Here is a 22,308-nt window from a genome sequence, read left to right on the forward strand (position 1 = left end):
AACTGTATGTCATGACTATTCGTCCCATCGTTATCCACGGCGACCCGGTCCTTCACAATCCGACCGAGCCGGTGACCGAAGCCATCGATTCCCCCGAGCTGCAGGAGCTCATCGCGGACATGCACGAGACCATGGATGCCGCCCACGGCGTAGGCCTGGCCGCCAACCAGGTCGGCGTGAACAAGCGCCTCTTTGTCTACCACTGCCCCGACACTGACGGGCCTGATGGCACCGAGCTGCCTGAGGGCGGCATGCGCCGCGGCTGCGTCATCAACCCGGTACTGGAAACCTCCGAGATTCCGGAGACCATGCCCGCCGATGACGGCTCCGACGACGAAGGCTGCCTCTCCGTTCCAGGCGAGGGCTTCCCCACCGGCCGCGCTGACTGGGCGCGCGTGACCGGCAAGAACGAAAAAGGCGAGGACATCTCCATCGAGGGCTACGGTTTCTTCGCGCGCATGCTACAGCACGAAACCGGCCACCTCGACGGTTTTGTCTATACCGACGTGCTCACCGGCCGCTACAAGCGCCAGGCCAAGAAAGCCATTAAGCGCAACGGCTGGACCGAAGCCGGCCTCACCTGGTTGCCGGGCGAAGACGAAGATCCCTTCGGACACGACGACTAATGTCTCGCATCTTCCGCTCCGATGAGGTCTCCGTGGGCGAGCGCGTCGTGGCCCGGCGCGATTTCGGCGGCGTGCACAGTGACGTGATTGGCCACGTATTAAGCCTTGATCCGCTGGTCATCCGCCCGCAGGAGGTGGGCGGCTACCCCTCGTCGCTCGACGCCGTGGAGATTCCGCCGGAGCAGCTGAAGATTATTAAGCGCCTCTCGCCGCGCACGGTGCGCAACTCCGATATCCGCGCCGTTGAGGTCGCCACCGCAGCCGCCTTTCCTGGCAAGGAACATGCGTGGACCTCTGATGGGCAGTGGCTCATGCGCGCAGGTGATGGTGTGACGGGCCGTTCCAACTCGGCAGTGCCACTGGGCCCGTCTGCAGGTTTCCTCCCCATCCCCATCGAGGAAATCGATGCTTTCTACGACCGCCACGGGCTGCCGACGCGCTTGGCCATCCCGGAGCGCATCGGGAAGTCCGCCGAGAAGCTCGTTGCCGCTGAGCCGGATAGATGGTCCTTGGAATCAGAGATCCTCGTCATGGTCAGAAACCTCGAGGACCTGCCGGAGCTTTCCGACGTCCACTTTGTCATCGATGAGCAGCCCGATGATGCCTGGCTCGACCTGTACCATTTCCGCGGCCAGGAGCTCCCGCCGCTAGCGCTGGAGTATCTGCGCAGCCACATTGAGGGCACGATGGGCTTTGGCCGGCTGCTTTCTGATACGGGCGAGACAATTGCGATTACGCGCGGCACGCTCACCGAATCCGGCGATGACACGGTGTGGCTGGGCTATTCCGCCGTCGAAGTGGCTGAGGGCTGGCGGCGCAAGGGCCTGGGCACTGCCTTGGGCGCACACATGCTCGCCTGGGGCAAAGACAACGGCGCGCAGAAGGCATACTTGCAGGTGATAGCGAACAATACCGCGGGTATCAGACTGTACGAAAAGCTTGGCTTTATTGAGCAGCATCGCCACCGTTACGCCTGCCGCGAGCTTCTAGTACCCTAAATCACATGCGTATCGCTACGTGGAACATCAACTCCGTCCGCACCCGCGCGCACCGCGCGGTGGACCTGCTGGCCAAGCACGACATTGACGTGCTCTGCTTGCAGGAGACCAAGGTGACGGATGAGAAGTTCCCGCGCGAGTCTTTCGAAGAAGCCGGCTATCACGTCACGTGCCACGGGCTAAACCAGTGGAACGGCGTGGCCATTGTGTCTAAGGACGAGCCAGAAGAGGTCCAGACCTTCTTCCCCGGGCAGCCAGGGTTCCACAAGGATCCGGCGAAGGAACAAAAACGTGAGGCTCGGGCGGTGTCTGCACGCATCCGCGGAGTGGAAATCTGGTCGCTGTACATCCCCAACGGGCGCGAGATTACGGACCCGCATTACGACTACAAGCTGCAATTCCTCTATGCGCTGGCGCGATACGTGGAATCCCGCGCGCAGTCGAAGCTCTTGCTCACCGGTGACTTCAACATCGCTCCGCGCGATGAAGACGTGTGGGACATCAGCCTCTTCCGCGGCAAGACGCACGTCACCGAACCGGAACGCGCAGCTTTCCAGATGCTCGAGGAAGCTGGCCTGGAGGAAGTCACGCGCCGTTTTACGGCGAAGGAGCGCTGGACGTACTTTGATTACAAGTCGCTGCGTTTCCAGAAGAACGAAGGTATGCGCATCGACTTCCAGCTGGCCAGCGAGCCACTTGCTCGCCTCGTACAGGGCGCCCAGGTGGACCTAGTAGAGCGCGCTGGCGATAAGACCTCAGACCACGTACCGCTCATCGCAGACTTCGACGTCCCCGATTTCGCCTCAGTGCGCTAGGCGCTCTCAACACTCATGAGCCTCAATATCGATCTCTCCGCCTGGCAGCTGGCGCTGCTGATCCTTGACTACGGCATCAAAATCATCGCCATCGGCGTCGTGCCTGAAGGGCGCCGCCCATCGAGCTCCACTGCCTGGCTGCTGGCTATTCTCGTGCTGCCCCTCGTGGGCCTGCCGCTCTTCTTGCTTATGGGCTCGCCGTACATCAACCGGCGGCGCCACCGCATCCAGCAAGAGGCCAACGAGCTCATCAGTGACGTCACCGCCTCCACCCCCAATCACCCGGAGGGCAGGCTGTCCCCCGAAATCGAATCGCTCATTCAGCTCAACCGCAACCTCACCGGCCACCCGGCGCTCATCGGCCACAACAAGGGGCTCCACGCCTCCTATGATGAGGCCATCATGGCCATGGCCCGGGCCATCGACCGTGCGGAAAAATACGTGCTCATTGAGATTTATATCCAGTCCTGGGATGAGGTCACCGACGTCTTCTTCCAGTCGCTGAAACGTGCCCGCGAGCGCGGCGTGGAGGTCAAGCTGCTGCTGGACCAGATTGGCAGCTACAAGTACAAGGGCTACCGCACGCTGGGCAAACGCCTCACCGCCATTGACGTGGATTGGCGCCTCATGCTGCCGCTACAGCTGCACAAGGGCCGCTTCCGCCGCCCCGATCTGCGCAATCACCGCAAAATCGTGGTCATCGATGGCCATACGGGATTCTTGGGCTCGATGAACATCATTAAGCGCCAGTACAAGACCAAAGACCGCGCGTGGATCGATTACATGGTGGAGCTCACCGGGCCGGTCGTGACCTCGCTGGCCGCAGTGTTTGCGGTGGACTGGTATCTGGAGTCTGAGGAACAGCTCTCCCTCGACATGCAGCCTTATGACGACGCCATGACGGATGACTCCAACCACCTCCAGCTTGTTCCCTCGGGCCCTGGCTACACGACGGAACCCAACCTGCGCATGTTCAACTCGGTGGTGCACCACGCCAAGGACAAGCTGATTTTGTGCTCGCCGTATTTCATCCCGGATGAGTCCCTGCTCGAAGCCGTGACCACCGCCTGTTACCGCGATGTGGAGGTCGAGCTCCTCGTTTCAGCAAAGGCCGACCAGTTCATGGTCAACCATGCACAGTCCTCCTACTACCAAGCCCTCCTCGAGGCAGGCGTGCGGATTTTCCAATTCCCTGAACCTTTCGTGCTGCACTCCAAATTCATCTTGGCTGACCCCAACCTCCCGGGGCGCGATCCGCTGTGTATGTTCGGCTCCTCCAACATGGACATGCGCTCCTTTGGCCTGAACTATGAATCCACCATGCTCGTGGCCAAGGGCGATCTCATCGATGACTTCACACAGTTGGCCACCAACTACAAGAAGGTCTGCCACGAGCTGACCCTCGAAGAATGGAATAAGCGCGGGCTGCTGCGCCGCTACGTCGACAACGTCATGCGCCTGACCTCGGCGCTACAATAGCGTGCGATCACGTGCCCAGTGCTCACACACTCGCCTTAGGTACTACTGGCGAGCATGGTGTCATACGTCCACACCTCTGCGGTTATTCCGGTAGCGCGCCTGTACAGCTCCCTTTCTGTCAAAATGCAAAGGTCCCCACCACCGACCTGCTGCATCATCAATTCCACCATCGTTTGGCCAGCTCGTTGTTGGGAAATTAACTCAGTTATAAATTCCTTGTTCCACTGAAAGTCATGCAGTATCCACGGGGCTTGCCGTTGCGCGGTCAACTCGAGCATCTGCGAAAACTTTTCCGCAATAGCGCGCCTTACCTGACCATCCGAAAGCTGCGCAATATGATTTCCAGTTTCAATGACAGCAGTGATAGGCAAGATAAACCTAGAGTTTTCGGACTGACGCTTCGAAAAGTCGTTTTTCACTTGTTCTCGATCCTGGCTCTTTTTCGGAATCTCAAGCAGATTATCCAGAACCGAAGTGTCAATGAAGTAAACGCGCGTCAGCCAATCCCAAAAAGCTTATTCAGGTTGTCAAAGCTAGCCTTCGTATCGGTGTCATCGACCAATTCGCCGGCAGTTACAGCAGCTCCCAGACTGTGTTTCGAAATAGAGTCCACGAAATCCGGTAGTTCCACCAATGGTGAAAGTTCACTATTCCCGGTTTTCTCATCTCGGTAACAAACCGCAACCTGACCGTTAGTTTCACCAGAAATCTGATCCAAAATCGCGGGGCTATGAGTTGTTACAAGAACTTGAGAGTCATGCTTGTGTGCTGATTCGTTAAGCATGTGCATAACTCTTTGCGCCTGTGACGGGTGGAGACCGTTTTCCATTTCCTCGACGACGATTTGCGCTACGGCGCTTTCCACATCATCCCCGCGTGAAAGAGGCTGCTCGATATCCAAATCCCTGGGAGCTGTTTTTAAAGCTGTCGCGATCGCCAGGAAACGAAGAAGCCCATCGCTCATTTCACGTGCGGGTGTGCTTTCATGCCTTCCATCCGCAAAGTGCTCGACAAGAGTAAGCATCACTTCGTCCAGCTGAGTGTCAATAAAATCCAAAGTAGAGTCCACTCCGGTAACGTGAGCAGCCAACTGCCCTAAATCGCGGAAGGTTTCAGGCGAATCCTTTCGTAATTGCCAAAGTACCGCCGACAGGTTTTCGCCGCTGCGTTTGAGCTGAGCGTTCTTCTTCGCAACGTAGTTGCGCATAAGACTTGGCACCGGGTCGAGGTGAAACACTGATCGAAGTGCAGTACTCACAATCGATGCGCCCTTCAGCACCGAATTCTCCGCACGGTTTTTCCCTGCAAGAACTGCCTTTACCTGCCCAAGAATTAGACGGGAGTCCCGCATAAGTGTTGCTGGATTTGCGCCACGCTTTCCATTGAAAATCTCCGTATAAATCCCAGCGAGCTTATCTGCCGCAGGTTGCGTCTTAAAAAGTTCTGCTTCTTCAGTTCTGACCCCATTTTTTACGGAGTACCCTGGCCCCACCAGGCTTTCCTTAAGCACTCGCAGTTCCGGAAGCACCTGTATTTCTACGTCATAGCGAAAGATATCTTGTCCAGCTTCGACAGTGCAGCCCAGTTCAAAACTATCTTCGCCGTGTGGTGCACAACCACGGGAGCCTCCTCTGATTGGCCCTGCGTGCGTCATACGTCCATCAAGAGCATCGCCGAGCTCCGAGCCCGACGATAACCGCGACAAAACCTCAAGCCCATCTAAGGCGTTCGACTTGCCGGAGCTGTTTAGACCTGTAAGAAAAGTCACCGGATGTAGTGTGAGTACGGCATCGTGAAACGATTTAAACCTGCGCAGTCGCAGCTCGGCAAGGCGGGGAGTGGACATGCCGCTCATGATACACATTTGCGCTGGCAATCATGGTCCTCAAGGTGACTCTCGTAATGCGGAGCGCGGACACTTTCCGCCACCAAAATCAGTCTCGCCACGCCAGAAGTCAACCAGCTAGACGAGAGGACGCAAGCAGCCCACACAAAGCGACAACGCTGCACACCACCATGCCCAGCGCCATAGTCTGCGCCGGATTAGATCCCAAACCCATAAGGGGGCTGACCACGCTGGCCAGCAGGGATTGGCCAAAGCCCATAATGGCGGACACGCTGCCAGCGCGGGAGCGCATCAGACCGGTGGCCAATGCGGTGGCGTTGCCCATGATGAAACCCGTCGGCGCAATGCAGGCGAAGAGCACGATGAGGGACAGCCACACTGGCGCGCCCACCATTACTGTGAGCAGCAACAGCAGCGCGCACACCACGATGCCGCCGACACCAATGCGCAGCATGAAGGCCGGGGAGACGGAGTCCATAGCGCGCGAATTCACCAGCGTGGCGGCAAAGAGCCCCACGGCATTTACACCGAAAATCAGCGAATACGTAAGGGGCGTAAAGCCCCATTGGTCCTGGAGGACAAAGGCCGAGGCGGAGATGTAGCAGAACATCGAGCAGAAGCCGAAGGCCATGGTGACGAGGTAGGCCCAAACCCGGACGTTGGTGATCACTGCCCAGTAGTTACCGGCAACCGTGCGCGCCAGGCTTGAACGAGCCGCGCCCGAACGAAGCTGGCCACGTACAGTCTCAGGGACAATTGCCCAAGCCAGAATCAGCTGCAGCGCATGAAGGCCAGCAAGAACCCAGAAGATGCCGCGCCAGCCCAGCGGCTCCGCCAGCACACCGCCCAGGACTGGGGCCACCGCCGGGGCAATTCCTTGCAAGGCCATGAGCAGCGAGTAAGCCTTCGCCGCAGCAGCGCCGTGGACAAGGTCGGGAACAACGGCACGCGCGAGCACCACGCAGGCACCGCCACCGAGGCCCTGGAGCACGCGAGCGACCACAAGGATGATGGCGCTGGGAGCAAGTGCTGCCAGTACCGAAGCAGCTAGGGCCAACGCTGCACCACTCAGCAACAGCGGTTTGCGCCCGATGGCATCAGACAGTGGCCCCATGAGCAGCTGGCCGATACCCATTCCGATGAAGAAGCCCGAAATGGTCAGCTGCACCATGGAACGAGTCGTGCCGAGGTCAGCCACAATTGCCGGCATAACCGGCAGGTACATGTCCGTCGCAAAAGGCGCTGTTGCGGACAACAGCGCCAAGGTTGCAAGGAGGGAAAAGGGGATCACGCGTCGCGGCGCTCCAACGCCAGAATGCCAAGAAGCCAAAGGGCCAAGGCCCAACCGAAGAAGATGACCGCGCTCATGCCAACGCTATCCCAGGGCGCGGAATCCTCCACCACGTCCATGGTCCAGTTGGTAAACGCAGTAAACGGCATGAAGTGAATCATCTTGTCACCCACTACCGGCAGGAAGCGCACGGTGTTCTCAATGCCCATGTAGAGGATGAGCGAAATCGCCACGGTACCCGCAGTATGGCGCAGCAACCACCCCAACCCTTGAACGAACATGACCGCGCCAAAGCCCGCGACGGGCAAAGCCCACAGCAAGCGCTGAGCGCGTTCATCCGAGAAAGGCTGGAAAGCCTCCGCAGCAGATTCGTTGGTGGTCATATCCGCCAGGACAAAGATGTAGACCGCGCCCAAGAACAAGATGAGGGCAGCAATCACGCCATAAAGCAGCAGCTTCGCCAGCGCCACCGTCCAGCGATTCGGATTGGCCATGAACGTCACGGTTTGGGTCTTGTGACGGTACTCAGTGGTAATCACCATCGCGCCCTGAATCATGAGAATGGGCACGATCAGCACCAGGAGAATCGCCGCCAGAGCATTGGGCTGCAGCGGGCTAATGCCCAGCACAGCCTCGCCCGCATTGAGCGAGTTGAGCAACGTCCAGCCCGTAATAATGAAGAAGATTATTCCCGAAGTCCACCAGAAGGACTTCGTTGTGCGCAGCTTGGTCCACTCCGCATGCAGCGTGTTAAGAAACATTGGTGGTGACCTCCTTCTGGGCCTGATACTGCACCGCATCCGTCGTCATCTTCATAAAGGCTTCCTCAAGGGACGCGCGGTGCAACGTAAGCTCGGTCAGCGGCACTCCAGTGGAGTAGGCCAGCTGGCCCACGAAGTCAGTGGTCTGGTTAGGGATAACCAGCGTCGGGCGCTGCTCCTCATCAATAGACGTGGAGAACGACACCCCTGCCTCCTTCAAGGCGGAGCCGAATTCACGCAGGTGTTCCGAGCGCACGATGACGGAGGCAGACGAGTTTTCCTTGACAAAGTCATAGGTGCGCTGGTTCGCCATCAACCGGCCACGCCCAATGACCACGAGGTGGTCAGCAGTCTGCGCCATCTCCGAAAGAAGGTGGGAAGAAATGAGCACCGTGCGGCCTTCCGCAGCAAGCGCGCGGACGAGGGAGCGCACCCAGCGAATACCTTCCGGGTCCAAGCCGTTGACCGGCTCATCCAGGATCAACACTCCTGGGTCGCCCAACAGCGCCGCAGCCAAGCCCAGGCGCTGGCCCATGCCGAGGGAAAAGCCGCCGGCTTTCTTACCGGCGACATCGGAAAGTCCCACGAGTCCCAGCACCTCTTCAACACGGGAAGTCGGGATACCGTTGGACTGCGCCATCCACTTCAGGTGATTGGCGGCAGAGCGGTTGGCGTGGACCGCTTTAGCGTCGAGAAGCGCGCCCACCTCCCGCAACGGGTGCTTGAGTTCACGGTAGGGCTTGCCGTGCACCAGGGCCGTGCCCGCCGTGGGGCGGTCAAGGCCCAGGATCATCCGCATGGTCGTTGACTTTCCGGCACCGTTTGGCCCCAAGAAGCCGGTTACCTGGCCCGGCTGTACTTGAAAGGTGAGGTCATCCACGGCGCGGACAGACTTATACTGCTTTGTCAGTCCGGCTACTTCAATCATGACCTACAGCGTGCCACAGCTTCCTGCCACATGCTTGAATTAGCTACTCAATTCCCCGTAGCGCGCCACCAACTGTGGTAGTGCCTCCCGGAAAGGCGGAATCAGTTCCAACGATTCTACCTGGTCAAACGGCACCCAGCGCAGCTCGGCGGATTCTTCATTGGCAGTCGTCGGCAAGCGCTCGCCCGTCACTGTGCGCGCCAGGACCGTGGTGTAGGTCCACCCACCAGCGAAAGGCCCGGCGGTGACAATGGATTCGAGGACCTCCACGTCCGCTGCGGCCACACCGGTTTCTTCCTCGGTCTCACGCAGCGCTGCCTGCTCGGGTGTTTCCGGCTTATCGCGCGCCCCGCCCGGGATTCCCCACGTCCCGCCATTGTTGGTCCACGTGGCGCGATGCTGCAGCAGCACCTCGTTGCCCGCCACCAGGAAGAGTCCCGCCGCCCCGAATTTGCCCCACACGGGAACCCCGCCCGGGCCTTCGGCCCATCCGTCACCGGAAATTTCTGGGTTTACGTGTGTACACATGCCTCCAATCTATACCCACTTTCGGGACAAGGGCGCTATCCTAAGGGAATGACCGGCCCGGCCACCGAACTGCGCGAGCACTCCCCCGAATCATGGGGCGATCATTGGCTCGATGATGTCACCGAACCTGCCGCGCCCGCGTTTAGCCGCCCCACCCAGCTGGCCATGAGCTCTTTTGCCGGCCCGGCGCGCCTGGTCCGGCGTCTCTACAGCTTCGCCGCCACGACCCCGGGCAAGCTGTTTAGCGTCACGCTCATCCTCACCGTGGCCTTGGCCGCAGCGGGTTTTTCCATGTCTTCCTCCTCGGCCGCGCGCCACGATGACTTGGATGCCCTGCTGACCTCCACGGAGCCGATGTCGAATGCGGCGCACCACCTCTACACCAACCTGTCCCTCGCGGATACGGTGGCCACCACTGGCTTCGTCCAGGCCGGCGTGGAACCAGTAGGCAACCGCGAGCGCTATAACGAGGCCATCGACGCCGCCGCGGTAGCCGCGACTCAATCCGTGGTGGGCTCCTCCTCCGATGATGAACGTGTGCGCGAGCTCGTCACCTTCATCCAGCGTGAGCTGCCTGTCTACACCGCCCTCGTGGAGAAGGCTCGCGTCAACCACCGCGCGGGCAACGCGGTGGCGAATTCCTACATGTCGAATGCCTCGGCGCTCATGCGTACCCGTATTCTGCCCGCCGCGGCGGAGCTGTTCACCCTGACCTCTGAAAAGGTCACCCAACAGCAACAGCGCCTCACCCGCCCGCAGTGGGTACCGCTCTCCGGCCTCGTGGCCGCGCTCATCTTTTTGGGCTTGGCGCAATGGTGGCTGTGGCGGCTTACCCGTCGCCGACTGAACCGCGGCTTCGTGCTGGCCACCGCTCTGCTCTTCATCGCCCTCGTGTGGGCTTCCGCGGCCAACTTTGCCACGTGGGCCTCGGGCCACCAGGGGTTCGAGACGGTCTCGCGCCCCTGGGATTCCCTCACCGCCTCCCGGATTGAAGCCCAGCAGATGCGCACCTCGGAGACCCTCGCGCTGGTCCTGCGTTCCTCCCAGGAAGATATGTCCGTGCACTTTAACTCCACGGTCTATTCCGTCAACCATGCATTGCGGGATTATGAGCAAGCGTTGGGTGAAGATTCCAACCCCGCCCTTATCCCGCAAGCGCAGCGCGCAGTGGAAGACTGGGCCGTCACCCACGAGGCCTTCATGGACAGCCTCTCCACGGGCAACTACGACGCCGCGGTGTACCAGGCCACAGCTATCGATCCAGATGGTGAGCCGACCGCCGCGAGTGCCTTCAACGCTGTGGATAATTCGCTGGCCCAGCTTATCGACGAAGCCCGTGAGTCCATGCGCGAGTACCTCATGCAGGGCCTGAACGCCATGACCTTGGTGTCCACGGGCGTCTCCCTGGCCACGTTCGGCGCCATCATCGCGGTGTGGTTGGGCATTCGTCCGCGTCTGCAGGAGTACCTCTAATGAGACGCCTGTGCTTGACGACGATCCCGTTGGCCGCCCTTGCCCTCAGCCTCAGCGCCTGCGAATCGACCCACACCACAGCTCCCGCACCTGTTCTGTCCACAAGCGCCAATGTCCATTCCACGCCCGGCCCACCGCTGCCGGAGGATGCAATCATCGAACCCGCCGGCGCGGGCGAAGCTGCCGCGGAGAGCGAGGTCGAACCCTACGGCTCCTACCACCCGGACGACAAGACTCCTGAGGAGCGCGTGCCGGACATCATCAAACGTGGCCGCCTCATCGTGGGCGTGGACCGCTCAAATAACCTGCTGAGTTACCGCGACACCGCTACTGGTGAGGTCCGCGGCTTTGAAGTAGACATTGCGCGCGAAATCGCCCGCGATATTTTTGGGGATCCTTCCAAGGTGGATTTCCGCTTCGTGGAAGCCTCCGACCGCGCTAAAGCCCTCAATGACCGCCAGGTGGACATGGTCATCCGCACGATGACGATTAGCCCGCAGCGCCAACGCGAAGTGGCCTTCTCCATCCCCTATATGAAGACGGATGCCCGCTTGCTCGTGCTGAAGAAATCCGGCATTCATTCCGTGGCGGATACCGCCGGTCTTACTCTCTGCGCGGCGAAGGGCTCGACCATGGTCAACGCCATTCGCAAGCACGCACCAGCGGCCGACATCTTGGAGACCCGCGCCTGGGGCGATTGCCTCATGTCCCTGCAGCTTGGTCAGACCGACGGCATCGTGGTCGATGACGCCCTACTCTCCGGCATGTTGGCCCAAGACTCCTACACCGAAATCGTCGGCGATGCCCTAGAGACCCAAAGCTATGGCGTGGCCGTGCGCAAGCCCGATGCTTCCTATGATTCCCGCCCACTCATCCGGCAGGTCAATTCCACGCTGGAGCGCATCCGCTCCGACGGCACGTGGCTCAAACTCTTCAATACCTGGTTGGGCAACTACATGGAGCGCCCAACCCTCCCCGAGCCGAAGTACCTCAACGAGGCCCCACCCGCGACCGAGGATAAATCCACATCCACGACCGCGACCGAGAACGAGTCCACGTCCGCAAAGGAGGCACGCCCATGAGCCACCGCTTCACTGAGGATGAGCTCGACCACCTCACCCCTGAGGACCACGAGCCGGACCCTCAACCCGAGGCTGCCCACAGCGACATCAACGACGCGACGGAGGCCGTGCCCTACGATCCCTTCGCCGACGACGAAGACGAAGACGACGCCAAAGACACCCCAGCCTTCAGCACCGTCAACGACACTACAAGCCCTCAGAGCACCCTCACCGACGCTCACGATGCCACCGCCGCCGTACCCTACGATCCCTTCGCTGACGACGAAGACGAGGACGATGACAGCAACTTTGTCCTCGCCACGCCTTCTCACTCCGGCGCGGACGGCACTCCGACAGGCCAGGTATCCCGCGGCGCCACACCGAGCGACCCCAAACAAGGCAAGACCACACCAGGCGACGGCGAATTCGTCGATTCCGATAACATCGCCGCCCTCATCGAGGAACTTGGCCAGCTGCGTGACCGCCGCAAGAACGAGGATCCCTCGCATGTATCGCGCCGGCGCGCTATTGACACTTTCCGCCAGCGCCGCACCACCAAGCGCACCGACCGCGAGGTAGCCGATGGCATGGCCACGCTGCCCTTCGTGGTGCCCGGCAACCCGCAGGATGCCCTCATTAACCCCGAAGACTCGCCGCGCATTGCTCCGCCGCAACTGAAGCCCGGGGACATGGTGGCTGAGCAGTACGAAATCCTCGGCGTCCTCGCGCACGGCGGCCTGGGCTGGATTTACCTGGCCAACGACCACTTTGTCTCCGGACGCATCGTCGTGCTCAAGGGCATGCAGGCAGAAAATTCCGCCGAGCAGACCGCCACTGCGGAATCGGAGCGCGAGTTCCTCGCGGATATTACGCACCCGAATATCGTCAAGATTTTTAACTTCATCGATGATGCCCGCGTGCCCGGCGGCTTCATCGTCATGGAATACGTCGGTGGCCCGTCCCTCAAGAACCGCCGCAACCACCAAGAGGATGGCGTCTTCCCGGTCGACACGGCGATTGCCTACATCCTAGAAATCCTCCCCGCCCTGGATTACCTGCACGCCCGCGGCGTGGTCTACAACGACCTCAAGCCTTCCAACATCATCGTCACCGAGGACCAAGTCAAACTCATTGACCTGGGCGCCGTCTCCGGCATCGGCGCCTTCGGTCACATCTACGGCACACAAGGTTTCCAGGCCCCTGAGATTGCCACCAAAGGCCCGTCCGTGGCCAGCGATATTTACACCATCGGCCGCACTCTCGCCTGCTTGGTGCTCAAGCTGCCGGTGGAGGATGGCGTGTACAAACCGGGCCTTCCCTCCCCCACCGAGGAGCCGCTGCTGCGCCGCTACCTTTCCTTCTATCGCCTGCTCCTGCGCGCCACGGACCCAGATCCGGACAAGCGTTTCCGTTCCGTATCTGAGCTGCGTGATCAGCTCTTCGGTGTGCTGCGTGAAGTCATTGCTCTCCGCGATGGCATCCAGCACCCGGCCCAGCACTCGGTCTTTTCCCCGCAACGTACCACTTTCGGCACCAAGCACTTGGTCTTCCGCACGGACCAGCTTATCGACGGCATCGATCGCACCGTCCGCATCACCGCCCCCGAGGTCGTCTCTGCGCTGCCTGCCCCGCTCATCATCCGCTCCGACGTCGGCGCCTCCCTACTCCAGGGTTCTTCCTACACCGAGCCTCAGGAAGCCCTGGAAACCCTCCGCCAGGCCATGCAGACCCCCGAGTACGAGGAGTCCGCGGAAATCCCCCTCGGTGTGGTGCGTGCCATGATTGACCTAGGCTACATCGGACAGGCCCGCGAGTGGCTGGCCTCCATCAAGGACCGCCTCGACAACGATTGGCGCTTCCATTGGTACTCCGGCGTGGCGGAGCTGCTGCTGGATAAGTACCGCGATGCCCAGGCTCATTTCGCTCACGTCCTCGACATCTTGCCTGGTGAAGCCGCACCTAAGTTGGCCATTGGTGCAGTCAATGAACTGATTCTCCAACAGTTGGGGTATTCAGAAGCAGCGCTTATCGATGCCTCCGTGGCCCGCGCCTGCGCCAACCTCACCACTTCGTTGGCGGATCTGCCAAATGAGGCTTTTGAGGACCAACCCGGCATCTGGGACCATGTCACCGACGATCCCGCCCACCTGCGCTTCAACTCAATGCGCCTCTACGGCATCGTGTGGGCCACAAACCCCACCACGGTCTCCTCCGCCTTCGGCCTAGCCCGCCAGCTGCGCGCCGAGCACCAAGTGGAGCTGGCCGTAGCCACGTTGGATAAAGTGCCGAACGCCTCTCGCCACCACCGCATGGCGCGCCTGACCACGATTTTGCAGCTCATCGTCCACGACTTGTCCGAGTCTCGCATCCGCCGCGCTGCCCGCCGCTTGGAGGAGATTCCGCAGAACGAGCCCCGCTTCCTGCAAATCAAGATCGCCGTCATCTCGGCCGCCCTCACCTTCCTGCGTGACGCCGACCTTGATGCCGCAGCTTCCCCCAACGATCTCTTCGAGTTCCCTTTTACTCAACGTGGCCTGCGCTATGGCCTCGCCGACACCCTGCGCGCCCTAGCCCGTCAGGCCCCCTTCTCGCGCCACCGCTACGCGCTGGTGGACCTCGCCAACAAGGTCCGCCCAGTCACGATGTTCTAGCGGCCAGGACCACTACGCGCTTGCCATACGGCCTAGTACAGGCCCGCCTCGCGTGCCATGTCCGCAATAACCGCGGATTTCTGGGCAATCGCCAGCTCCTCGTTGGTTGGAACAACGAAAACCTTGACCTGCGACTCAGCAGTCGAAATCATGCGCGGCTCCTTCGAGCGCACCAGGTTGGCTTCCTTATCGAAGTCAATGCCGTACATATCAAGGTTGTACAGCGAATCCTGGCGGACCTCAGTGTCGTTCTCACCCACACCAGCGGTGAAGGTAATAGCATCTACGCGGCCGAGCGCAATCATGTAGGAACCGATGAAGCGGCGCAGCTGGTGGATGTAGATGTTGTAAGCCAGCCACGCATCCTGGTCCTCGTTGTTGATACGCTCGCGCAGCACGCGGAAGTCATTAACACCCGCAATACCCTTCACACCGGACTGCTTGTTGAGCAGGTTGTCAATCTCATCGATGGACATACCCGCCTGACGCGAAAGGTGGAAGATAATACCCGGGTCAATATCACCAGAACGGGTACCCATGGCCAAACCAGCCAGCGGGGTCAGACCCATCGAGGTATCAATCGGGCGGCCGTTGCGGATAGCTGCGGCAGATGCACCATTGCCCAAGTGCAGCGTGATCTGGTGGGTATGCTCCGGGTCGCGGCCCAGCAGCTTCGGCACCTGCTGTGACACGAACTCGTGGGAGGTGCCGTGGAAGCCGTAGCGGCGAATGTCGTACTGCGAGGCCACCTCATTATTGATGGCGTACAGCGCCGCCGCGGGCGGCATGCCGTTGAAGAAGGCCGTATCGAAGACCGCCACGTGCGGGATATCTGGCAGCAGCTGACGGGCCACACGGATGCCGTCCAGGTTGGCTGGGTTGTGCAGCGGAGCGAGCGGAATGAGGTCCTCAATCATGGACTCGATCTGGTCCACGATGAGCTGCGGTTCGCTAAACAGGCGGCCGCCGTGCACAACACGGTGGCCAACTGCAATGACCTCCACGTCCGTCGGGCCCACGCCGTGCTCATGCATGATGCTGAAAGCACGGTCGAGGCCGAAGGAGTGGGTAGGAATCTCCAGCTCTTCCTTGTACTCCTCGCCACCGGTCTTCACGGTGACGGCTCCCTGCGGCTCACCAACCTGCTCAACCAGGCCGGAGACCAGCGGAGTATCGGTAGCCGAGCTATTCGGATCCACCAACTGGAATTTAACGGAGGAGGAACCGGAGTTCAGAACGAGTACGTACGCCATTTACTTCACCCCTGCCTGGATAGCGGTGATCGCTACCGTGTTGATGATGTCCGGAACGGTCGCACCACGGGAGAGGTCGTTGACCGGCTTGTTGAGGCCCTGCAGAATCGGGCCCACAGCCAGGGCACCACCGGTGCGCTGCGCGGTCTTGTAACCAATGTTGCCGGCCTCCAGGTCCGGGAAGACAAAGACCGTAGCCTGACCAGCCACCGGGGACTCCGGTGCCTTCTTGGCAGCCACGCCCGGGTCACACGCAGCGTCGAACTGCAGCGGACCGTCCACGGCCACGGAGGAATCAATACCCTTGGCCACCTCGACTGCCTGCACCACCTTTTCCACGTCCGGGCCAGCACCAGAAGTACCGGTGGAGTAGGACAGCAGCGCCACGCGCGGATCAAGACCGAACTGCGCAGCGGTCTGCGCGGACACGATGGCGATCTCACCGAGCTGTTCTGGCGTCGGGTTCGGGTTCACGGCGCAGTCGCCGAAGGCCCACAGGCGTCCCGGCATGACCATGAGGAAGATGGAGGAAACTACAGAGGCCTCTGGCTTGGTCTTAATGATCTGGAAGGAAGGCTTGATGGTGTGTGCGGTGGTGTGCGCAGCACCGGAGACCATGCCGTCAGCCAGGCCCTTGTGCACCATCATCGTGGCGAAGTAGGACACGTCCTTCATGGTCTCGCGTGCCTGCTCCAGCGTCACGCCCTTCTTCTTACGCAGCTCCGCAAAGTCCGCGGCGAATTCCTCTGCCAGCGGGGACTCCAGGTGGTTGATGATGTCCACGCCGGACAGGTCGATCCCGAGTTCCTGGGCGCGCTTCTCGACGTTCCCATCACCCAAAATCGTCAGCTTCGCCACCTTGCCCTTGATGAGCTCACCAGCGGCTTCCAGAATGCGGTCATCCTCACCTTCCGGCAGGACGATGTGGGCGCCAACCTCACGGGCTTGGTCCAGGAGCTGTTTCTGGAAAAGCTCCGCACACATGTAGGGCTCGATTTCTTCCAGGGAAGAAATCGCACCAGGAACGGAGGACACATCAGTCAGCGCGCCCACGACAGTCGCACCGACAGAGCGCGCGTGATCAAGCGCCAGCTCAGCGGTACGGGCAGGGGCATCGGAAATGAGTACGAACGGCAGGCCCAGGGCAGCAGCAGCCTTGGCGTCGAAATCCATGACGCCAGTGCCCTGGAGGACCACGTCGCCCTCCGGGGCGTTTTCTAGGACTTGGCTGAGCTCTGTACCCAAGTCATCGACTTTGGCGAAGGTGGCGCCGAGTTCCTGCGCCACAGCCTCAACGCCCAAGCCATCGAAGCCGCGCCCGATGACGCTGATGAATGCGGATTTACGTGAGGACGTGATGGGCATATGAAACCTTTCTCTACAGGGAAGGCGTGTACCCCCGCTCACACACAGGGCACACAGTGACACCTTCACAGTACGGGAACATGACCATCCTCGCCGCACCCTGCCAACGCCCACAACGCATCTACCCTGTACAACAGCACACCCATTAGCAAAAAGTGTGCTATTACACAAAGACTTGTCCCCCGTGAGGTGCTCGGAGTAGTCTCCTAGACAGGATTGTTACTTCGGGCAAGACCTAGGCTCCCCACTCGTAGCCGCGTGGGGATGGTTCGCTATGAACCATTGTGGCCTAGGTCTTTTGTGGTTTTCACAGGCCCTTAACTTGCGAAAGGATTCTCATGTCGACCCAAACTCGCTCGGCAGCCGAGGCCATCCTGGATGGCATCGGCGGAGCGGAGAACATCACCTCTCTTACGCACTGCGCCACGCGCCTGCGCTTTGAGCTGGCTGATGCCTCCAAGGCAGATAAGGAAGCACTCGAGGCCATCCCCAAGGTTATGGGTGCCGTGCCGCAGGGTGGCCGCAATTACCAGGTGGTCATTGGTGGCGACGTAGCCACGGTCTACGACCAGATCAAGGCTCTTCCCCAAATGAAGAACCGTAGCCAGTCCAGCGGCCAGTCCAACGATGATGTCAAAGCCGCCGCCCGTGCCAAGTCCAAGGGCAAGCTGCCATGGATGGACACCTTCTTCGAGTACCTCTCGGATTCCTTCCGCCCGATTCTGGGCGTACTGCTGGGTGCATCCCTGGTTATTGCCTTCGCCGCAGTGCTGGATGCCATCGGCGTCGTTGACTTCCGCGCTGAGGATAAGCCCGCCTCGTGGATTTTTGTCGACGCCATGTGGCGCTCCGTCTTCTTCTTCCTGCCGGTAATGGTGGCCTACAACGCCGGCAAGAAGCTGCGCATCGATCCCTGGGTTCCGGCTGCAATCATGTTGGCGATGTTCACCCCGGAGTTCACCGGCCTGACCGACAACCCAGCTGTACAGTGTGTGACCAATGAAACCCTGTCCGCTGAGCAGTGCTCCATCGATATCTTCGGCCTGCCACTGCAGCTGCAAGACTACGGCGGAAACGTCTTCGTGCCACTCATCATGGCGGCCGTCGCGGCACTGTTCTACAAGGGCTTCCAGAAGATCATCCCGTCCGCGGTCCATATGGTCTTCGTCCCCTTCCTCACCTTGCTCTTCGTCATCCCGCTAACGGCCTTCATCATCGGCCCATTCGGCGTGTGGGCTGGTAACGGCATTGGCGCGGGCCTGTCCTGGATGAACGACCACGTCCCGTTCGTCTTCGCCCTGGCCATCCCGATGCTCTACCCGTTCCTCGTCCCTCTGGGTTTGCACTGGCCTCTCAACGCTCTCATGTTGGTCAACATCCAGACCTTGGGCTACGACTTCATCCAGGGCCCGATGGGCGCGTGGAACTTCGCCTGCTTCGGTGCCACCGCTGGTGTTCTGGCTCTATCTATCCGTGACCACGACACCGTGATGCGCCAGACCTCTGGCTCAGCCCTCCTGGCCGGCCTGCTCGGCGGTGTGTCTGAGCCTTCCCTCTACGGTATCCACCTGCGTTACAAGCGGATTTACCCGCGCATGCTCGTAGGCTGCTTCGCCGGTGGTCTCACCGTGGCTCTGCTGACCCTGGGCACGAACGGCATTACTACCGATGCCTTCGTCTTCACCTCCATCCTGACCATCCCGGTCTTTACCCCGATGGCCAAGTACGCCATCTCCATCGCCGTGGCCTTCATCGTGGCCTTCCTGCTCATCTTCTTCACCGACTACCGCACCCCGGAAGAGCGCGCTGAGGCCAAGGCCGCACGCGAGGCTGCCGAGCGCGGTGAGACCAACGCCAACACCGCTGATGACGCCGCGCTTGGCGACGCCTCCCCAAGCACCACTAGCGCACACGCTGCCGGCGCCGGTGCTGGTGCTGGTGCTGCAGGTGCTGCCACCGCAACTGCCACAAAGGCAGACACCCCGGCCGAAGCTGCTGAGCCTGCTGCTGGCACCACGACCGACATTGCTTCCCCGTCCACTGGTGAGGTTGTCCCGATGGCCGAAATCGATGACCCGGTCTTCTCGGCTGGCACCCTTGGCGATGGCGTCGGCATCGTCCCCGAAAACAACGACGTGTACTCCCCTGTGAGCGGCACCGTCATGAGCGCCATGAAGTCCGGCCACGCCTACGGCATTAAGACCGAAGACGGCGTAGAGGTCCTCGTCCACATCGGCATCAACACCGTGAAGATGAAGGGCGACGGTTTCACCCCAGCTGTCAAGAAGGGCGACACCATCCAGAAGGGTGAGCTGCTGGCTACTGTTGACTTCGACAAAATCCGTGAGGCCGGCTACGACACCACCGTTGTCCTCGCCGTAACCAACACCAAGACCCTGTCTGCGGTCACCCCAGCGGGTCTCAAGCACGCCTCTGCGGGCGATACGGTCATCACCACCACCCGCTAAGGCACCCCACGCATACCCACTGACTAAGCTGGCTCGATGTATCACCATCGTGGCCAGCTTTCGTCGTTTTAAAAGTCGTTGTGGCCCCAACTCGATATCGGTGAGGCCTCAACCAGAAAGGTGCCTTGTGCAACTGTTGCGCGTGTTCAACAACAACGTCGTGCTCGCACGTCGCGGCGAGGAGGAGGTCATCGTCACCGGCCGCGGCATTGGCTTCCAAGCCCAGCCCGGCACTCCTGTGGATCCGGACAAGGTGGTCAAGGTCTTTGTTCCGGATTCTGGCCGCGACCCGGACCACCTCGCCGCGATGATTGCCGGTATTCCCGGCGAATACGTGCAACTCGTCATTGACGCTATGCATTCAGTCGACATGCCGGAAGCACTGCGCAGCAAGCTCACACTCGTCGTTGCACTAGCGGATCACATCCACGGCGCAGTCTCCCGTGGTCATACCGTTTCCTACCCCTTAGAGGCAGAAGTCCGCCACCTCTACGCTGAGGACTTCACCCTCGCGCAACAGCTTCTATCCGCCATTAACGATGGCCTCCAGAAGCCACTAGACCACGACGAAGCCGTGGCGATTACTCTCCATCTGGTTAACGCCGGTTTCGCCGTCGGCGACTTGTCGGGAACGTACCGCATGACGGGCCTTATTCAGCAGATCCTGGCTGTCATTGGCTCCCACAACGGCACTGAGCTCAACAGCGAGGACATCTCCGTCGCGCGCTTCATCACGCACCTGCGCTACCTCTTCGTGCGCATGGCCGAGCACAAACAGCTCGATTCCGACGACCGCCAAGTCGCCACCGCCATTTCCGCCCGGTACCCCGATGCCGGCGAGACCGCCCAGATTGTCTCCAACCTCATTGAGCTCCGCCTCGACGACACCCTAACCCCCGATGAGGTCTCCTATTTGGCACTGCACATTGCGCGCTTGAAGGAGGCCTCCGTCTAAGCCATTCACCGGCTTAGACGGCTACGACAGCTAAGCCGCCGGCACTTCAGCGGGTGCCTCAGCTGGTGCTTCAACCGGCGCCTCGGCCGGTGCTTCAGCGCCCTCTTCGGCAGGCGCTGCTACGGGCTCTGCAACAGTAATGATGTTGTCCTCGTAGCCCAACTGACCACCAACAAACTTGCCGCCACAGGTGATCAGCACCAGACGGTTCTCGCCATCCGTGTCATTGATGACGTCCGGGAAACCAGAGCCCTTAGGCAAACGATACGGAGCCTCAGTTACGCGGAACTTGCGCTCTTCACCGTCGATGTAGACGGCAAATTCCTGGCCCTGCTCTAGGGTGGTGAACTTCTCTGCGAAGCCAGTTCCCTGGCCTTGGTAGTTAATGTGGCCGGTAATCACGCTGGATCCCACCGGGCCAGGCTCACCCGGTACTGCCGAGGCCGAGTACCAGCCCAGTCTCGACACATCACGCGGCGGAATGAGCATTCCGGTATCAGTGACCTGAATCGGATCGACCGCTGCAAAATCTTCATTGATGCCCAAGGACATCGCCCCGAAGTCGCGGAACTCACCTGGCGCAGCATCAATTTCCTGGTCCTGTTCACCGGAATCATCCACGAAAGGATCACTATTCGTGGTTGGTGCGGCTTCGTCTGACTGCTCAGCCACCGTGGACGACGCCGCCGAATCGCCAGCATCATCATCGTCGCCACCACGGCCGAAGTACACTACCAGCTGGACAACTACCAGGATGATGGCGATGAGCGCTAGGAGAGCGATGAGTGCTTTCTTGCCGCCCTTCTTCTCACCATCCTCCGGCTTCCAATGAGCGCCACCACTACTTCCTCCCGCCGATGCCGGTACGGACGCAGATTCTGTACCAGTGCCTGTATCAGCGTTCGAATCACTATTGGAGTCCTGCGACGGGTACTCCGGGATACCGTTGTTCTCTTCTGGATCGGCCATAACTTCTTACTCCTCTAAGCGCTAGCAGCCCGCCACACTGTGCAGCTGACCGCGGATTTCTAACGTTCTTAAGCATTAAATTTTCTAATTAAACAATAGATGACAAATCCCCTCCAGCGTTCACCATGAACCCTGGAGGGGACTGCCCTACACAAGTTCTGCCCCTACCAATCCCTGCCCATATGGGCTAGGGACTGGCGGATGAGGCGGACTACTTGATGAAGTCCTTCATGCCAGGCTCAAGCTTGGTCGCACCAGACGGTACGTGCTTGATCTCGACACGCTCAGCGTTGGACGGCAGCGGCATGCCAGCGTCCTCCGGCGGGGTAGCGTCCAGAACCGTGATCTCGCGGTCATCGTTGGACGGCAGCGGCATGCCAGCGTCCTCCGGCGGGGTAGCGTCCAGAACCGTGATCTCGCGGTCATCGCGACCGGTGTTGTCACCAGTGGACTCACCATGGTCACCACCACGGCCGTTGCCCTCGGTGACCTCCGGGGTGTCCTTACCACCATCGTGGTCGCCACCATTGCCACCGCTGCCACCATCGATGATGAGCTTGATAAGGCCCAGACCCGGGATGAGCAGCAGCCACCACGGCAGGTCAGACTTGTCCTTGCCATCTTCATCGTCGCCCTGGCCGCGACCATGGCCCTCATCCGGAACATCAGTCGTGGGCTCAGACGGCTCGTCGCCCGGCTGGTTCGGAGTGGTCTCCTCACCCGGCTTATTCGGGGTCGTCTCCTCACCCGGCTTATTCGGAGTGGTCTCCTCACCCGGCTTATTCGGAGTGGTCTCCTCACCCGGCTTATTCGGGGTCGTCTCCTCACCCGGCTTATTCGG

18 protein-coding genes and 1 pseudogene are annotated in these 22,308 nt (G+C 60.5%); 9 read left to right on the plus strand and 10 right to left on the minus strand.

Features of this window, described 5'->3' with window-relative positions; translation table 11 throughout:
* Window positions 1-11 precede the first annotated feature (11 nt).
* Genes QP922_RS07605 through cls form a run of 4 tightly spaced genes read left to right on the plus strand, consistent with a single transcriptional unit; the run spans window position 12 to window position 3,918 of the window.
* Window positions 12-626: a peptide deformylase gene (locus QP922_RS07605; protein WP_284808696.1), complete on the plus strand. Its 615-nt coding sequence runs from the start codon at window positions 12-14 to the stop codon at window positions 624-626.
* Window positions 626-1,624: an N-acetylglutamate synthase, CG3035 family gene (locus QP922_RS07610; protein ID WP_284808698.1), complete on the plus strand. Its 999-nt coding sequence runs from the start codon at window positions 626-628 to the stop codon at window positions 1,622-1,624. Before QP922_RS07605 ends, QP922_RS07610 begins: the two co-directional genes overlap by 1 nt.
* A gap of 5 nt (window positions 1,625-1,629) precedes the next feature.
* A complete protein-coding gene (locus QP922_RS07615) occupies window positions 1,630-2,439 on the plus strand; it encodes an exodeoxyribonuclease III (protein ID WP_284808700.1) in 810 nt (269 codons plus the stop codon).
* 15 nt (window positions 2,440-2,454) lie between these two features.
* Window positions 2,455-3,918: a cardiolipin synthase gene (gene cls / locus QP922_RS07620; protein ID WP_284808701.1), complete on the plus strand. Its 1,464-nt coding sequence runs from the start codon at window positions 2,455-2,457 to the stop codon at window positions 3,916-3,918.
* 35 nt (window positions 3,919-3,953) lie between these two features.
* Here cls and QP922_RS07625 read toward each other — a convergent pair whose 3' ends face one another.
* The 6 genes from QP922_RS07625 to QP922_RS07650 all read right to left on the minus strand — a co-directional run bounded on the left by QP922_RS07625 (window position 3,954) and on the right by QP922_RS07650 (window position 9,272).
* Window positions 3,954-4,337 (minus strand): hypothetical protein, encoded by a 384-nt coding sequence (locus QP922_RS07625; protein WP_284808702.1) that lies wholly within the window; start codon window positions 4,335-4,337, stop codon window positions 3,954-3,956.
* A 77-nt stretch (window positions 4,338-4,414) separates the two neighbouring features.
* Window positions 4,415-5,764: an AAA family ATPase gene (locus QP922_RS07630; protein WP_070670613.1), complete on the minus strand. Its 1,350-nt coding sequence runs from the start codon at window positions 5,762-5,764 to the stop codon at window positions 4,415-4,417.
* A gap of 109 nt (window positions 5,765-5,873) precedes the next feature.
* Window positions 5,874-7,055, minus strand: a complete 1,182-nt coding sequence (locus QP922_RS07635; protein ID WP_284808703.1) for a multidrug effflux MFS transporter — start codon at window positions 7,053-7,055, stop codon at window positions 5,874-5,876.
* Window positions 7,052-7,816 carry an ABC transporter permease gene (locus tag QP922_RS07640; RefSeq protein WP_070670444.1) on the minus strand — a complete coding sequence of 255 codons (765 nt, stop codon included), beginning with the start codon at window positions 7,814-7,816 and terminating at the stop codon, window positions 7,052-7,054. Before QP922_RS07640 ends, QP922_RS07635 begins: the two co-directional genes overlap by 4 nt.
* Complete coding sequence (locus tag QP922_RS07645) at window positions 7,806-8,744, minus strand: ABC transporter ATP-binding protein (RefSeq protein ID WP_284808706.1); 939 nt, start codon at window positions 8,742-8,744, stop codon at window positions 7,806-7,808. Before QP922_RS07645 ends, QP922_RS07640 begins: the two co-directional genes overlap by 11 nt.
* 39 nt (window positions 8,745-8,783) lie before the next feature.
* Entirely contained in the window at window positions 8,784-9,272 is a 489-nt protein-coding gene (locus QP922_RS07650; RefSeq protein WP_284808707.1) for an NUDIX domain-containing protein, read from the minus strand.
* A 48-nt stretch (window positions 9,273-9,320) separates the two neighbouring features.
* Between QP922_RS07650 and QP922_RS07655 the strand changes: the two genes are divergently transcribed.
* The 3 genes from QP922_RS07655 to QP922_RS07665 are packed head-to-tail and all read left to right on the plus strand — an operon-like array spanning window position 9,321 to window position 14,457.
* Window positions 9,321-10,745 (plus strand): GlnX family signal transduction membrane protein, encoded by a 1,425-nt coding sequence (locus tag QP922_RS07655; protein ID WP_070670437.1) that lies wholly within the window; start codon window positions 9,321-9,323, stop codon window positions 10,743-10,745.
* A complete protein-coding gene (locus QP922_RS07660; protein WP_284808708.1) occupies window positions 10,745-11,827 on the plus strand; it encodes a glutamate ABC transporter substrate-binding protein in 1,083 nt (360 codons plus the stop codon). Before QP922_RS07655 ends, QP922_RS07660 begins: the two co-directional genes overlap by 1 nt.
* Window positions 11,824-14,457 (plus strand): serine/threonine protein kinase, encoded by a 2,634-nt coding sequence (locus QP922_RS07665; protein ID WP_284808709.1) that lies wholly within the window; start codon window positions 11,824-11,826, stop codon window positions 14,455-14,457. Before QP922_RS07660 ends, QP922_RS07665 begins: the two co-directional genes overlap by 4 nt.
* Before the next feature lie 32 nt (window positions 14,458-14,489).
* Here the strand turns inward: QP922_RS07665 and QP922_RS07670 are convergent, their stop codons facing one another.
* Both QP922_RS07670 and pta read right to left on the minus strand, forming a co-directional pair.
* Window positions 14,490-15,710, minus strand: a complete 1,221-nt coding sequence (locus QP922_RS07670) for an acetate kinase (protein WP_284808710.1) — start codon at window positions 15,708-15,710, stop codon at window positions 14,490-14,492.
* Window positions 15,711-17,075, minus strand: a complete 1,365-nt coding sequence (gene pta / locus QP922_RS07675) for a phosphate acetyltransferase (RefSeq protein ID WP_284808711.1) — start codon at window positions 17,073-17,075, stop codon at window positions 15,711-15,713.
* 338 nt (window positions 17,076-17,413) lie between these two features.
* On the opposite strand from pta, the gene QP922_RS07680 reads away from it, so the two are divergent.
* Together QP922_RS07680 and QP922_RS07685 are read left to right on the plus strand one after the other, a co-directional pair.
* Window positions 17,414-19,543 carry a glucose PTS transporter subunit IIA gene (locus QP922_RS07680; RefSeq protein WP_284808712.1) on the plus strand — a complete coding sequence of 710 codons (2,130 nt, stop codon included), beginning with the start codon at window positions 17,414-17,416 and terminating at the stop codon, window positions 19,541-19,543.
* Window positions 19,544-19,670: 127 nt separating this feature from the next.
* Window positions 19,671-20,498 carry a PRD domain-containing protein gene (locus QP922_RS07685; RefSeq protein ID WP_284808713.1) on the plus strand — a complete coding sequence of 276 codons (828 nt, stop codon included), beginning with the start codon at window positions 19,671-19,673 and terminating at the stop codon, window positions 20,496-20,498.
* Between the two features lie 30 nt (window positions 20,499-20,528).
* Here the strand turns inward: QP922_RS07685 and QP922_RS07690 are convergent, their stop codons facing one another.
* Window positions 20,529-21,467, minus strand: coding sequence for a class F sortase (locus QP922_RS07690; protein WP_284808714.1), 939 nt, complete (start codon window positions 21,465-21,467; stop codon window positions 20,529-20,531).
* Window positions 21,468-21,678: 211 nt separating this feature from the next.
* Window positions 21,679-22,308: pseudogene (locus tag QP922_RS07695) on the minus strand (hypothetical protein); the annotation flags it as partial.

The organism is Corynebacterium sp. MSK218, assembly GCF_030232655.1.
Taxonomy (GTDB): domain Bacteria; phylum Actinomycetota; class Actinomycetes; order Mycobacteriales; family Mycobacteriaceae; genus Corynebacterium.